Origin of the sequence: Bacillus sp. A01H, assembly GCF_045277205.1 — a bacterium.
GTDB classification, from domain to species: Bacteria; Bacillota; Bacilli; order Bacillales; family Bacillaceae_G; genus Bacillus_A; species Bacillus_A paranthracis.
Genome location: NZ_CP117702.1, coordinates 5,519,165 through 5,533,516, shown reverse-complemented (window position 1 = coordinate 5,533,516; position 14,352 = coordinate 5,519,165). Strand labels below are relative to the sequence as shown.

Annotated in this window: 13 protein-coding genes; 10 read left to right on the top strand and 3 right to left on the bottom strand. The window is 34.8% G+C overall.

Features of this window, described 5'->3' with window-relative positions:
• Positions 1-2: 2 nt before the first annotated feature.
• The 8 genes from walK (at position 3) to PSR14_RS29285 (ending at position 7,790) form a co-directional block, all read left to right on the top strand.
• A complete protein-coding gene (walK, locus tag PSR14_RS29320) occupies positions 3-1,844 on the top strand; it encodes a cell wall metabolism sensor histidine kinase WalK (protein ID WP_000755380.1) in 1,842 nt (613 codons plus the stop codon).
• Positions 1,841-3,157: a YycH family regulatory protein gene (locus PSR14_RS29315; protein WP_000061586.1), complete on the top strand. Its 1,317-nt coding sequence runs from the start codon at positions 1,841-1,843 to the stop codon at positions 3,155-3,157. Before walK ends, PSR14_RS29315 begins: the two co-directional genes overlap by 4 nt.
• Complete coding sequence (locus PSR14_RS29310; RefSeq protein WP_000383723.1) at positions 3,138-3,980, top strand: two-component system regulatory protein YycI; 843 nt, start codon at positions 3,138-3,140, stop codon at positions 3,978-3,980. The genes PSR14_RS29315 and PSR14_RS29310 overlap by 20 nt, the downstream gene beginning before the upstream one ends.
• Entirely contained in the window at positions 3,964-4,758 is a 795-nt protein-coding gene (locus PSR14_RS29305) for an MBL fold metallo-hydrolase (protein ID WP_000522836.1), read from the top strand. The genes PSR14_RS29310 and PSR14_RS29305 overlap by 17 nt, the downstream gene beginning before the upstream one ends.
• Before the next feature lie 63 nt (positions 4,759-4,821).
• On the top strand, positions 4,822-5,997 hold the full coding sequence (locus tag PSR14_RS29300) for a S1C family serine protease (RefSeq protein WP_000008039.1): 1,176 nt from the start codon (positions 4,822-4,824) through the stop codon (positions 5,995-5,997).
• A 53-nt stretch (positions 5,998-6,050) separates the two neighbouring features.
• Positions 6,051-6,236: a CxxH/CxxC protein gene (locus PSR14_RS29295; RefSeq protein WP_001052827.1), complete on the top strand. Its 186-nt coding sequence runs from the start codon at positions 6,051-6,053 to the stop codon at positions 6,234-6,236.
• A 59-nt stretch (positions 6,237-6,295) separates the two neighbouring features.
• The gene (gene rlmH, locus PSR14_RS29290; RefSeq protein ID WP_001027003.1) at positions 6,296-6,775 is read left to right on the top strand and encodes a 23S rRNA (pseudouridine(1915)-N(3))-methyltransferase RlmH; all 480 of its coding nucleotides are present in this window, start codon (positions 6,296-6,298) and stop codon (positions 6,773-6,775) included.
• Between the two features lie 136 nt (positions 6,776-6,911).
• Positions 6,912-7,790: a radical SAM/SPASM domain-containing protein gene (locus PSR14_RS29285; RefSeq protein ID WP_098486877.1), complete on the top strand. Its 879-nt coding sequence runs from the start codon at positions 6,912-6,914 to the stop codon at positions 7,788-7,790.
• A 186-nt stretch (positions 7,791-7,976) separates the two neighbouring features.
• On the opposite strand, the gene pepF is transcribed toward PSR14_RS29285, so the two are convergent.
• Both pepF and guaC read right to left on the bottom strand, forming a co-directional pair.
• Positions 7,977-9,794, bottom strand: a complete 1,818-nt coding sequence (gene pepF, locus PSR14_RS29280) for an oligoendopeptidase F (protein WP_098486878.1) — start codon at positions 9,792-9,794, stop codon at positions 7,977-7,979.
• 134 nt (positions 9,795-9,928) lie between these two features.
• Positions 9,929-10,912, bottom strand: coding sequence for a GMP reductase (gene guaC / locus PSR14_RS29275; protein WP_000432434.1), 984 nt, complete (start codon positions 10,910-10,912; stop codon positions 9,929-9,931).
• Positions 10,913-11,388: 476 nt separating this feature from the next.
• Here guaC and PSR14_RS29270 point away from each other — a divergent pair, with 476 nt between their 5' ends.
• On the top strand, positions 11,389-12,834 hold the full coding sequence (locus PSR14_RS29270) for a DEAD/DEAH box helicase (RefSeq protein WP_001290603.1): 1,446 nt from the start codon (positions 11,389-11,391) through the stop codon (positions 12,832-12,834).
• Between the two features lie 38 nt (positions 12,835-12,872).
• On the opposite strand, the gene PSR14_RS29265 is transcribed toward PSR14_RS29270, so the two are convergent.
• Positions 12,873-13,433 (bottom strand): DUF1836 domain-containing protein, encoded by a 561-nt coding sequence (locus tag PSR14_RS29265; RefSeq protein WP_000427879.1) that lies wholly within the window; start codon positions 13,431-13,433, stop codon positions 12,873-12,875.
• A 164-nt stretch (positions 13,434-13,597) separates the two neighbouring features.
• Here PSR14_RS29265 and PSR14_RS29260 point away from each other — a divergent pair, with 164 nt between their 5' ends.
• A complete protein-coding gene (locus PSR14_RS29260) occupies positions 13,598-14,245 on the top strand; it encodes a hemolysin III family protein (protein ID WP_000995364.1) in 648 nt (215 codons plus the stop codon).
• Positions 14,246-14,352: the final 107 nt, after the last annotated feature.

The window sequence follows — 14,352 nt, the reverse complement described above, 5'->3', positions numbered from 1 at the left end:
ATATGAAGAAAGTCGGTTTTTTTCAATCTATTCATTTAAAATTTGTACTCATATATATGCTATTAATATTGATAGCTATGCAAGTTATTGGGGTATATTTCGTAAGAGAGTTAGAAAAGAGTCTTGTACAAGGTTTTAGAGATTCTTTAACGCAACAAACGAACTTATTATCGTATAACTTGAAACAAGAGTTTAAAAAAAGTTATACAAAAGCAGAGACAGAATCAACAGGTGAAACGATTAAAACTTCCATTCGAAAATTTGCCTCTGATCGAAAGAAGGATATTCAAGAGGTAAGTGTATTTGATGCGAATAGAAAGCTGCTCGCTATTTCAGATGAGTCAAAGCAAAACAAGGTAAATAGAACGTCAACTGATATAGCTGTTCAGCGGGTATTGGTACAAAAAAAACCAGAAGTAAAAATTGAGAAGGATGGTCGTACAGGTCATCGTGTACAAGTTATGATTACTCCTATTATGGATGATAATAACAAAGATGCACTTGGTGCTATTTACGTTGTTGCATCCATGGAAGATGTTTATAAGCAGATGAAGGATATTAATCAAATCTTTGCGACCGGAACCGTTATTGCATTACTCGTAACAGCTGTACTTGGAATTTTGTTAGCTCAAACGATTACGAGACCAATCTCTGATATGCGAAGACAAGCAATTGAAATGGCAAAAGGAAACTATTCAAGAAAAGTAAAAGTGCATAGCCATGATGAAATTGGACAATTAGCATTATCTTTCAATAATTTATCAAAAAAATTACAACAAGCTCGTTCTTCAACAGAAAGTGAAAGACGTAAATTGTCATCCGTATTATCACATATGACAGATGGAGTAATTGCTACTGACCGAAAAGGGGACATTATTTTATTAAATGATCCTGCGGAAAAGATGCTAAATGTTTCGCGTGAAACGGCGCTCGATCAATCTGTTTTAGAAGTATTGGGAATACAAGAAGAATTTACGCTCGATCATTTATACGAAGAGCCGGATTCTGTTTTATTAGATTTTAGTACGAGAAATGAGCCATATATTTTACGCGCTAGTTTCTCTGTTATTCAAAAAGAGACAGGGAAAGCAAATGGTTTAATTGCCGTATTATATGATGTGACTGAGCAGGAGCGTATAGAAAGAGAACGCCGCGAGTTTGTAGCAAACGTCTCTCATGAATTAAGAACGCCATTAACGACAATGCGCAGTTACTTAGAGGCACTTACAGACGGTGCGTGGCAAGATCCAAATATTGCACCACAGTTTTTAACAGTTACACAAGAAGAAACAGAAAGAATGATTAGGCTTGTAAATGCGTTATTGCAACTATCTAAACTCGATAGTACAGAACATCGTTTAATGAAAGAATGGGTCGACTTTACTGACTTCTTTAATAACATTATTGATCGTTTTGAAATGTCTAAAGAGCAAAACGTAAGCTTCAAACGATCTTTCTCTAAAAAATCTCGATTTATTGATATGGATACGGATAAAATTACGCAAGTATTGTATAACATTATTTCGAATGCATTAAAGTATTCACCAGAAGGTGGAACAGTAACATATCGTTTACGTGATCGCGGAGAATTATTGGAGATTAGTGTAAGTGATCAAGGAATGGGTATTCCGAAAGAAAACGTCGATAAAATCTTTGAACGTTTTTATCGCGTAGATAAAGCACGTTCAAGACAAATGGGCGGTACAGGACTTGGATTAGCAATTGCGAAAGAAATGATTGAGGCACATGGTGGCTCGATTTGGGCAAAGAGTGAGGAAGGAAAAGGGACAACGATTTATTTCACATTGCCTATGGCAGCAGATGAAGAGGACGAATGGGAATGAGTATGGAGAATGTTAAAACGATAGTTTTAATTAATTTAGTTGTAATTAGTCTATTTCTTACTTTTAACTTATGGACGTATGTGCCAGATTCCACATCTATGCAAAACGCAAAATTTGTACAGGGGAATGAGGGAAATACTCAAACGAAAATCGCTGATGTTGTCCGCCCTACTTCTATCATTGTGCATAAAGATAAAAATCATTACGGGAGCAAAAGAGAGGGAGATATAGAATCAATCTATAGAACTTTGGAAGCAGGGGAATTACATGAGTTCAAAGAGATATCGATTGCTAAGGCTGACTTTCTTTCTTATGTGCATGGTGAAGGGAAAATTGAACTTATTTTCCCTACCAACATCCCATTTGATGCAGTTAAATCTATGTTTAGTATGAAAGAAAAGAGTATAGATAAGCCTAAACACTTTAATCGAATTATTCTTGACCCTTCTAGAAGTAGGGATCAAGAAATTAAAATTAATTTTGTTTCCGATGGTGATAACTCTAGAATATATGAAGCAAAATTAAGTGGTGTGTATTTAAAAGATATTGTAAATGCACAAAATCAATTTATAGTATCAGCGAAACCTTATTTTGACTATCAAATTAATGATATGAAAAAGCTATTTTTACCAGATGGAACGACAGAATTAAGTAATATAACATATATTTCATCTAATTTGGCGGTTGATACATTTAAGAATGCTCTTTTTAGTGACCCACGTTATTTAAGCCCTATTATCGAGGGATCGAAAGAAATATTTACAGATGGTATTAGGTCTATGGAGATTGAAAATGATCAGCATATGCTAAAGTATAAAAATTCTTCTGTTTTAAGTGAGAAAAAGCCAGATAATTTAATGCTTTTACAAAAAAGTTTTGATTTTGTAAATGGTCACAGTGGGAGTTTGGATTCATATCGTTTGGACTATATGAATAAAGGACAGACAGTATTCCGCTTACAGGAAGATGGATATCCCGTATTCAATACTGATGGATTAGCTGAATTGAGACAAGTATGGGGATCAGAAGAAGTAATGGAATATGAAAGACCGTTGCTTTCTTTAAATACGAAAGGTATAGAGCAGAAGGTTACTCTTCCGTCAGGTCATGTTGTAATAGCATCCTTAGAAAATAATGCCGCGGTAGATAAAAGATCCATTAAAGACATTGGGATTGGATACAAATTATCACTAGATGGGCAAGTAGCGCGACTACAGCCAATTTGGTATGTAAAGTTTGTTGAAGATGAAGCTGGCAAACAAAAAATATATGAGTGGAATGAGGGGGGACTAAATGGATTGGGATCGGATTAAAACCATATTTATTGTGACCTTTTTTGTTTTGGACCTCTTTCTCATTTTTCAATTCATTCAAAAGCAAGATAGTAATCAATTGGAGCTTATTGCAGAAACAAAGATAGATCAAGAATTAAAAGCAAACAAAATTACTATGGGTAATTTCCCTAAAGAACCGAAAAAAGAGTCATTTATTAGGGCTGAAAACAAGGCATTTAAAGAAGAAGACATACAGTCTTTAAAAAATCAAACGGCGCATATACAAAATATGTACAAGATAGAAAGTAAGCTAAAAGAGCCCTTTTTAAATACAAAATCGTTATCAAAAGATAAGTATAATGATTTTTTGAAGAACTATGTATTGGATGGACAAAAGTATGAGTTTGGAGCGATGAAAGATTCTAAAATTTACTTCTTCCAAAAATATAAAGATAAGCCTATTTTCTATAACGATCAGGCGATGATTGTTGTGGAATTAAATGAAAAAAATGAACTTGTGTCGTACACGCAGACGATGTTAACAGATTTAAAAGAAATGGGCGAAAGTGAAAAAACGAAACAGCAAGAAATTATTACTGCCCAAACCGCTTTAGAAAATCTGTATTTAAAAAATAAAATTCATGGGAATACACATGTAAAAGAAGCGCAAATTGGTTATGCCAACCTTACCGCATCTACTTCTAATAACCAAGTACTTGCTCCAACGTGGAACTTAAAGACGGAGCAGAAGCAGGACTTCTTTGTAAATGCAATTGAAGGACAAGTTATGGAATTAGGGGAAAAGGAAAATCAAGTGGTTGATGAACATACTGGAGTGAGAAAGAATGGGTTTGCATTTTAGCGTACTTGCAAGTGGAAGTACAGGGAATATGCTATATGTAGGAACAGATGAAAAGAAGTTACTTGTCGATGCAGGTTTAAGTGGTAAAGCAACAGAGGCTTTATTTAAACAGGCAGAATTAAATATAAATGATGTATCGGGTATTCTTGTAACACATGAACATAGTGACCATATTAAAGGCTTAGGTGTATTGGCACGTAAATATGATTTACCTGTTTATGCAAATGAGAAAACATGGAATGCAATGGAACACTTAATAGGAAATATCCCAACTGAGCAAAAGTTTATTTTCTCAGTTGGGGATGTGAAAACATTTGGTGATATTGAGGTCGAGTCATTTGGGGTGTCTCATGATGCGGCAGAGCCGATGTTCTATGCTTTTCATAACAATAATAGAAAATTAGCCCTTATTACAGATACAGGGTACGTGAGTGACCGTATGAAAGGTGTTATTAAGGGAGCTAATGCTTTCGTATTTGAAAGTAATCATGACGTAGAAATGCTTCGTATGGGACGTTATCCATGGAGTATTAAACGACGTATTTTAAGTGATGTGGGGCACGTTTGTAATGAAGATGCTGCATTAGCAATGGCGGATGTAATTACAGATGAGACAAAACATATTTATTTAGCCCATTTAAGTTTAGATAATAACATGAAAGAACTAGCGCGTATGTCAGTATCACAAGTATTAGAGGAAAAGGGATTTGGAGTGGGCGAAGCCTTTGAAATTCACGATACAGATCCAAAAATGCCGACAAAAATTCAATACGTATAATTCTTCATTTTAGTAAACAATAAAGGTGAATATAGTTGTTTTCAGGAAGATAGGTGAACAAATATGTCCTTTATTGATGAAGAAAATTATCGTATGAAACGTGCAAGAAAAAAGAAGCATAAAGGTATTGTTATTTCTAGCATAGCAGGAACAATTGTAGGAGCTTCGTTATTTGCATTTGGAGCTCCTTTATTTTCAAATGATACGGACGCGTTTCCGCAAGCTGAAGCAAGTGGAAGTAATATGGCGGAAGCTCAAGGCATTAAACAGATTAGCTTTGTGGATGCTGTTGATCGTGCGTCTGAAGCTGTTGTTGGAGTTATTAATATTCAACGAGATAATTTTTCAGAGGCAGATTCAGAAGCAGGTACGGGATCAGGTGTAATTTATAAGAAGACAGATGGTCAAGCTTACATTGTAACGAATAATCATGTTGTTGCTGGAGCAAATCGTATTGAAGTAAGTTTAAGTGATGGTAAGAAGGTTCCTGGAAAGGTATTAGGAACCGATGTGGTCACAGATTTGGCTGTACTAGAAATAGATGCAAAGCATGTGAAAAAAGTAATTGAGATTGGCGATTCTAATACTGTTCGTAGAGGAGAACCAGTCATTGCGATTGGAAACCCGCTCGGGCTTCAATTTTCTGGAACCGTCACACAAGGTATTATCTCGGCTAATGAGCGTATTGTCCCTGTAGATTTAGATCAAGATGGACATTATGATTGGCAAGTAGAAGTATTGCAAACAGACGCAGCAATTAATCCGGGTAATAGTGGTGGTGCGCTTGTAAACGCAGCAGGCCAATTAATTGGTATTAACTCAATGAAAATTGCGGCAAAAGAAGTAGAAGGAATTGGGCTAGCTATTCCTGTTACTAGAGCTGTTCCAATTATGAATGAATTAGAGAAGTACGGAAAAGTAAGAAGACCGTATGTTGGAATTGAACTGAGATCATTAAATGAAATTCCAAACTACTATTGGTCAAAAACATTGCATTTACCAGGCAATGTAACAGAGGGAGTTTGCATTTTAGATGTGAAAAGCCCTTCGCCAGGTACAGATGCTGGTTTGCGAGAACACGATGTGATTGTAGCAGTAGATGGGAAACCAGTTCGCGATATTATCGGATTCCGTACGGCCTTATATGATAAAAAAATTAATGATAAAATGACTCTTACGTTTTATCGTGGTACAAAACGAGCAACAACAACGGTTAAACTAGGCATTCAAAAGTATTAAAAACAGGAGGGCCTACCTCCTGTTTTCTATTGTAGAAAAGTGAGGTGAAGAATATGAACTTACCTTGTTGTTTAGAACATGTTGAATTAGCTTTAGATATTATTGTGGATGAGTGTGAAGTCGCGCCAGTTATTAACAATGTGGATAACTCAGAAAAAGAGAAAAAAACATGTGAATTTTGTCAAAATGAGGCGACATATGTTGTATCGAACACAGATTCTCACACAATATGTGGGTAACAATTGTGGATATGTGGATAAGTCATGTGGATAACATGTTTGTAAGGTGGGGAATACGTGTGAATATCTCGATTATTTCAATTGGGAAATTAAAAGAAAAATATTTAAAACAAGGTATAGCAGAATACTTAAAACGATTATCTGCATACGCAAAAGTAGAAGTAATTGAATTGCCAGATGAAAAGGCACCAGAAAATTTAAGTGAAGCAGAAATGTTAATTGTAAAAGAAAAAGAAGGTATACGTATACTAGATAAAATTTCTGATGATACGCATGTCATTGCGTTAGCGATAGAAGGAAAGCAAAAATCATCAGAAGAATTTGCAGTAAGCTTAGATCGTCTTGCTACATATGGGAAGAGTAAAGTTGCCTTTGTAATTGGCGGATCACTTGGACTAAGTTCAGAAGTAATGAAGCGTTCAAATGAATCTCTTTCTTTTTCAAAGATGACGTTACCACATCAATTAATGCGATTAGTATTGCTTGAGCAAGTGTATAGGGCGTTTCGGATTAATCGTGGAGAACCGTATCATAAATAGTAATAGTACATTCAAACGGCTACAGATGTGGCCGTTTTCTATATTTCCTAAAATAAGTATGTTTCTATTTCTAAAAAAGTATGCTGTAATATGAAGAGGAAAAAGTATAAGTAGTCATAGAAGTGAGGAGTTAAAGGTGAAGAAGTTTAAGAAATTTTACTTGGAGATTACGAGTGTATGTAATCTTGCGTGCAGCTTTTGTCCGCCGACGGAAAGACAGAAGCAATTCATTTCTGTGGAGGATTTTGAGAAAAGGTTAGACCAAATTAAACCACACACAGACTACATTTATTTGCACGTGAAGGGTGAGCCGTTGCTGCATCCAAAAATAGATCAATTGTTAGATTTAAGCCATGAAAAAGGGTTTAAAGTTAATATTACAACGAACGGAACGTTAATTAATAAGAGAAGGCATAGATTGTTAAATAAGCCTGCTTTAAGACAAATGAATTTTTCACTGCATAGTTTTGATGGGCACCCAGGTTCACAAGACAAAGAGGGGTATGTAAGAAGTATACTTTCCTTCATTAGAGAGGCGACAAGTCAATCGGATTTAATCGTTTCACTTAGATTATGGAACTTAACGCAGGATAATAAAACAAATGCTGAAATCCAGAAGAATAGAGAGTTATTATCTATCATTGAAAATGAGTTTAATTTATCTTATCAAATTGAAGAGAAGCTTACACCAGGAAAAGGTATAAAAATTGCGGAACGTGTCTTTATTAATCAAGACTATGAATTCCAGTGGCCAGCATTGCATGAAGAAGAGGATGATGGAAAAGGATTCTGTCATGGGCTTCGAAATCAAGCTGGTATTTTAGCGAACGGAACGGTTATTCCTTGTTGTTTAGATGGTGAAGGGATTATTAACCTTGGAAATATTAATAATGATTCATTCTCTAACATTATAGAAGGCGAAAGAGCAACAAACATTGTTGATGGATTTTCCAGAAGAGTTGCAGTTGAAGAGCTATGTAGAAAATGTGGATACCGTAAAAGATTTGGAAAGTAAACATGAAATAAGCCCTCATAAAGCGAGGGCTTATTTTTTATCCCGCTATTTGCCGGGCAGTAAGATTCCTACCTCAAAATTCAGCGGAAGCAAAGAAGTTAGGTAGGGAATCAACTGTCCGTAAAAGCCCGATTGGTGAGGGCTAATAATCAGTGGGGGATGGCCCCCACTGATTAAAGTTTCACTTTATTCTTGATAAGAGCGCTCTAATTCATCAATTAAGGAACCAACGTAAGAAACAGCTCTGCGGATTGTATCTGGTTTTGACATATCGACTCCAGCATGTTTCATTAATTCCAGTGGTTTCATCGTACCACCAGCGCGAAGTACATCTAACCAGCGATCAACAGCAGGTTGTCCTTCTTCTTTAATCATTTGAGCCACCGCAGTAGATGCAGTGAGGCCTGCGGAATACGTGTAAGAATATAAGCCCATATAATAATGAGGTTGACGCATCCAAGTTAATCCAGCACCTTCATCAATTTTTACGGAATCTCCCCAGAATGTTGAAAGTACATTTGCTTTTATTTCAGTTAAAGTTGTAGCTGTAAGTGCTCCACCTTCTTCTGCTAGGCTGTATACTCTTCTTTGATATTCTCCCTCAAGTAAGTGAGTAACAAAGTTATGATAATATGTGCCGAGTAGTTGCAGGATCACCCATCTACGCATTCTCTTATCGTCATTCGTCGCTAATAAATGCTGGGCTAATAGTAATTCATTCATTGTAGATGGTGCTTCAACGAAGTACATAGATGGACGTACATTCATAATACGCTGGTTTTTATTTGCTAAATAAAAATGACCAGCATGCCCAAATTCATGAGCCAATGTGAAACAGCCGCGCATCGTATTTTGCCATGTAATTAAAATGTACGGATGAGAACCATATGGACTTGAACAAAATGCTCCAGTTGACTTGCCTACGTTATCTGCAAGGTCGACCCATCTTTCTTTGAATCCTTTTTCGATAATGGAACTATATTCATCCCCGAGTACTTGTAAAGAGTCTTGAATAAGTTTTCCAGCTTCTTCGTAAGTAATTGTCGGATTAAATTCGGGATCTAAAGGTGCGTGTAAGTCGCAGAACAGCATTTCATCGAGTCCTAATACTTTCTTTTTTAAATCTGCAAAACGGCGCATATGAGGCGCCAATTCTTTATAAATAATATCGAGTTGATTGTTATACATTTCAAGTGGAACTTTTTGAGGTTCCAAAAGCATATGAGTAACAGATTCAAATTTGCGTAAGCGAGAGAGTGTTACTTGTTTTTTTACTTCAGTCGCATATGTTGTTGCCACTGTATTCTTATATCGTTTCAAGGTGGAAACAAATGATGAGTATGCTTTCCTACGTATGTCTGCGCTTGGAGAAAACTCATATTTGCTTTCAAATAATGCAAACGACACAGGGAGTTCATTTCCTTGTTCATCTTGTATGGAGTTAAAATCCATATCGGCTAATTTAGTCATACCGTAAATTTTGTATGGAGAACTATGTACTTCGCCAAGTGCAGCAAGTGCTTCTTCAGTTTCAGGAGAGAGCGTGTGCGGCCTTTTTTGTAATATGTCTAGTAATGATTTACGGAAAGGTTCAAGTTTTGTTTCTTCCGTTAAATATTTTTCAATTGTGCCTTCTTCTAATGAGAGAATTTCATTATGAATAAAGGATAGCGCCGTATGTACTTTCGTCCATAAAGCGGCAATTTTGGAAGAGTTCGCTTGAATAACTGGATTTGTACGATCAGTAGATTCTCTTAAATTTGCATATGAATATAGTTTTGTTAACTTCATTAAAAGCTCTTCTTCTAAAAGTAGGCAATGTAATAAGGTGGTAGGGCTATTGTGTAATTGTCCTTTAAACGCATCAAGTTTTTTTATATCATCTGTTAATACACGTAATGCAGTTTCCCACTCTTTATCAGATTCGTATAAATCAGAGAGGTCCCATGTTAATTCAGTAGGAACTTCTGCACGAATATAGCGTTTCTCAATTACATCTTTCATATATTATATCCCCCTTATTATAAGTATCTAAAAATATAATAATAGAAAATTCAGTAAAATGAAAATATTTTACATTTCTATATATGAAAAAGGACAAGCATAAAACTGCTTGTCCTTCGAGTTAAGTTTAAAAATTAATATACTTTATCACCGTTGAAAATAGAGTTTTTTACGACTACATAATCTACAGTACGAATGGAGTCTAATTTTGTTCCACCAGCGTAAGAGATAGAAGATTGAAGATCTTGTTCCATTTCGATTAAAGTGTCTTCTAAAGAACCTTTATGCTCAACGAACATTTTCTTACCTTCAACGTTTTTCTTCTCACCTTTTTGGAATTCAGAAGCTGAACCGAAGTACTCTTTATAAAGTTTGCCGTCTTTTTCGATTGTTTCCCCTGGAGACTCTTCATGACCAGCGAATAGAGAACCGATCATAACCATAGTCGCCCCAAATCGAATAGATTTAGCTACGTCGCCATGTGTACGAATACCACCGTCAGCGATAATTGGTTTACTTGCAGCTTTTGCACACCAGCGAAGTGCAGCTAGTTGCCAACCACCAGTTCCAAAGCCTGTTTTAATTTTAGTAATACAAACTTTACCAGGTCCAATACCAACTTTTGTTGCGTCAGCACCAGCGTTCTCTAATTCTCTTACCGCTTCTGGAGTTCCAACGTTTCCAGCGATAACGAAGCTTTCTGGTAAATGCTTTTTAATATGTTGAATCATGTTGATTACAGCATTAGAATGTCCATGCGCAATATCAATCGTGATGTATTCAGGCGTAAGGTGCTCAGCAGCTAATTGTTGTACGAATTCATACTCGTCTTCTTTTACACCAACGCTAATAGAAGCGATTAATCCACGTGATTGCATATCTCTGATGAATGAGATTCGTTTCTCTGGTTGGAAACGATGCATGATATAGAAGTAATTATTTTCAGCTAAATACGTTGCAATTCTTTCATCAATAATCGTTTGCATATTTGCAGGTACGACAGGTAATTTAAATTTATGTTTTCCTAAAGTGACAGTTGTATCACATTCAGAGCGGCTATTTACAATGCATTTTGCAGGAATTAATTGAATATCTTCATAGTCGAATACGTTTTCCATCATTTACACCCCTAAAATACGAATATTTTATTTTTATTAATTAAAAATGTTCGTCCATATGATAATTTACATTGTTTTCATTAAAAAGTCAAAGGATTTCTTAACGTTTTTTTAAAAAGTAGATTTTATATGTAAAAAACAACGTTAAAAACGAATTTAAAATGTTTTTTGTTTTATATTGTTCGTCTATAAAAAGGTTGAAAAATTAAGATAATTATACAAGGATGTATGTATTCTTTTTATTTTTTTTGAGTGGATGTAGGATTCTATGAAAAGGTTAATGCTAACAATACGAGCAAAAGATGTTATCAAGTAGTTGAACAATATATGAAATGATAAGGTTTATTTCTATGTAAAAAGATGAATCTGGCATAATCCATCTTTTTATGTGAGGTTTCAAGTATAATAAGTAGGGCGATAGTAACGTATACAAAAGATAAAAAAGAAAATAATACAGAATAAAATGAGGTTAATATATGAGTGAAAAAGGGTTTTTTGAGTATAAATTAAGTAAAGAAATTGTAAGGGCACTTACTGGGTTAGGGTATGATCATCCAACAGAAGTACAAGGTAAGGTTATTCCAGTCGCATTACAAAAGAAGGATCTTGTTGTGAAGTCCCAGACGGGAAGTGGAAAAACAGCTTCATTTGGTATTCCACTTTGTGAAATGGTGGAGTGGGCAGAGAATAAACCACAAGCGTTAGTTTTAACACCAACGAGAGAGCTTGCGGTACAGGTGAAAGAAGATATTACAAATATAGGGCGATTCAAAAGAATTAAAGCCGCCGCAATTTATGGTAAATCCCCATTTGCACGTCAAAAATTAGAGTTAAAGCAAAAGACGCATATTGTAGTAGGGACTCCAGGGCGTGTATTGGATCATATTGAAAAAGGGACCCTTTCTTTAGAGCGATTAAAATATTTAGTGATTGATGAAGCGGATGAAATGCTAAACATGGGCTTTATCGATCAAGTAGAGGCAATTATTGATGAATTACCTACAAATAGAATGACAATGCTATTTTCAGCAACTTTACCGGAAGATGTTGAAAGATTATCACGTACATATATGAATGCACCAACTCATATTGAAATTAAAGCGGCTGGGATTACGACGGATAAAATTGAACATACTCTTTTTGAGGCGATAGAAGACGAGAAGCTTTCACTACTTAAAGATGTAACAACGATTGAGAATCCTGATAGCTGTATTATTTTCTGCCGTACACAAGAAAATGTAGATCATGTATATAGACAATTAAAACGAGCTAACTATCCTTGTGACAAAATACATGGTGGTATGGTACAAGAAGATCGTTTTGAAGTCATGGATGATTTTAGAAAAGGAAAATTTCGTTATTTAGTAGCAACAGACGTGGCTGCGAGGGGAATTGATATTGATAATATTACACATGTTATTAATTATGATATTCCACTTGAAAAAGAAAGCTATGTACATCGTACTGGAAGAACGGGACGAGCTGGAAATAGTGGAAAAGCTATTACATTTATAACACCATATGAAAATAGATTTTTAGAAGAGATTGAGGAGTATATTGGCTTTGAAATTCCAAAGGCAATTGGACCTTCAAAAGAAGAAGTTATGAAAGGGAAAGCTGCATTTGAAGAAAAGATACATGCTAAACCAATTATAAAGAAAGATAAAAATGCAGACATCAACAAAGGCATTATGAAGCTTTACTTTAATGGCGGGAAGAAAAAGAAAATTAGGGCGGTAGATTTCGTCGGTACAATCGCTAAAATTAAAGGTATTACAGCAGAAGATATAGGCATTATTACGATACAAGATAATGTTTCTTACGTTGAAATATTAAATGGAAAAGGACCACTTGTCTTGAAAGTCATGAAGACTACAACGATTAAAGGGAAACAACTAAAAGTTCATGAAGCAATTAAGTAAATAAAAACTATCCACTTTAATAGGTGGATAGTTTTTATTTATGATTCTTTTAAATCATCCACTAGTTGCTCCGCTAAACGTCTATACATATTACTCATAGTCACGAAGGATGTTAGTAGTAGAAATTTTTCTAGCTTTGTGTCTTCTAAGGAAGAAATCTCATTTACTTCTGTAACACGGTTATTTACGTCTTGTTTAAAGCTTTCGACATTGCTTTCAGTAAGAGCAAGATAATTTTTGTATAACGTATTTAATTCGAATGAATCATCATTTAATAAGGAGTCATTTATAGTTTCTAATGAACTTTTTATGTCGTTAATGGAAAGAGCACCTTTTAATTGATAAATTAAGCTAATTAAAATCATATGCTCTTTTGAATACTTTTTATTTTTGATAGGGATGAATAGTTTCCCTTTTGCGTAATTATTAATCATCGTTTTTGTTAATACTTTTTCATCATCCGTTCTCGTTGTATCTGCATAAGTATTCTCAAATAGTTGGACAACTTGATCTACATATAAGTCGACATTTGGAATATCCTCAAGTTTAATATTTTTTTCTAAATGCAATGTCTCAAGTAATTCATTTATATTTTCCACGTAGAATCCCTCACTTTTATAACTTAGTGGAACTTAATGTCTAATACATCCTTAAATATGGTATTACGAAACAAATAAATTGTAAATGTTGACCTTAAAAAGAAATGTGTATATAATTACACGTAGTTATTAAAACTACATGTAATTATATGAGGGGTGTTATTATGAATGCTTACGTAAGGGAACCAGTTAATGCATTTACTCACTTAGGTGGAGCGATATTATCATTTATTGCCTTATTAGCTATGCTTGTGAAAGTTTCTATCAAGATGCCATCATTTGCTGCAATTACAGCTGTTATTTTGTTTGGGATTGGAATGATGGTCCTTTATACGGCATCAGCTGTATATCATAGTGTTGTGGCCAATGAACGTGTTATTTACTTCTTTAGGAAGCTAGATCATTCTATGATTTTTATATTAATTGCAGGTACATATGCACCCTTTTGCTTAATTACATTAAATTCAGCAAGTGGTTTGCTATTATTTTGTTTAGTCTATGCAACTGCGATTTGTGGTATTGTGTTTAAAATGTTTTGGTTTAATTGTCCAAGATGGTTATCGACAGCAATTTATATTACGATGGGTTGGTTAATTGTTTTATTCTTTGCACCGTTAGCTGAGAATTTAAGTACAGGGGGCATTGTTTTCTTAGTACTTGGGGGCATTTTTTATACAATTGGTGGATTTATTTATGGAACAAAGCCAAAATGGCTAGAGTTTAAATATATGGGACATCATGAAATTTTTCACGTTTTTGTATTATTAGGTAGTCTTGCACATTTTCTAAGTGTATATTGTTACGTAATTTAATAAGAAAAACGCCACATAACAAAAATTATGTGGCGTTTTTCTTATTACTTGATTGGAATCGTATATGTTATAAAATTATTATGGGATAAAATGTAAGTTTCTGTGTT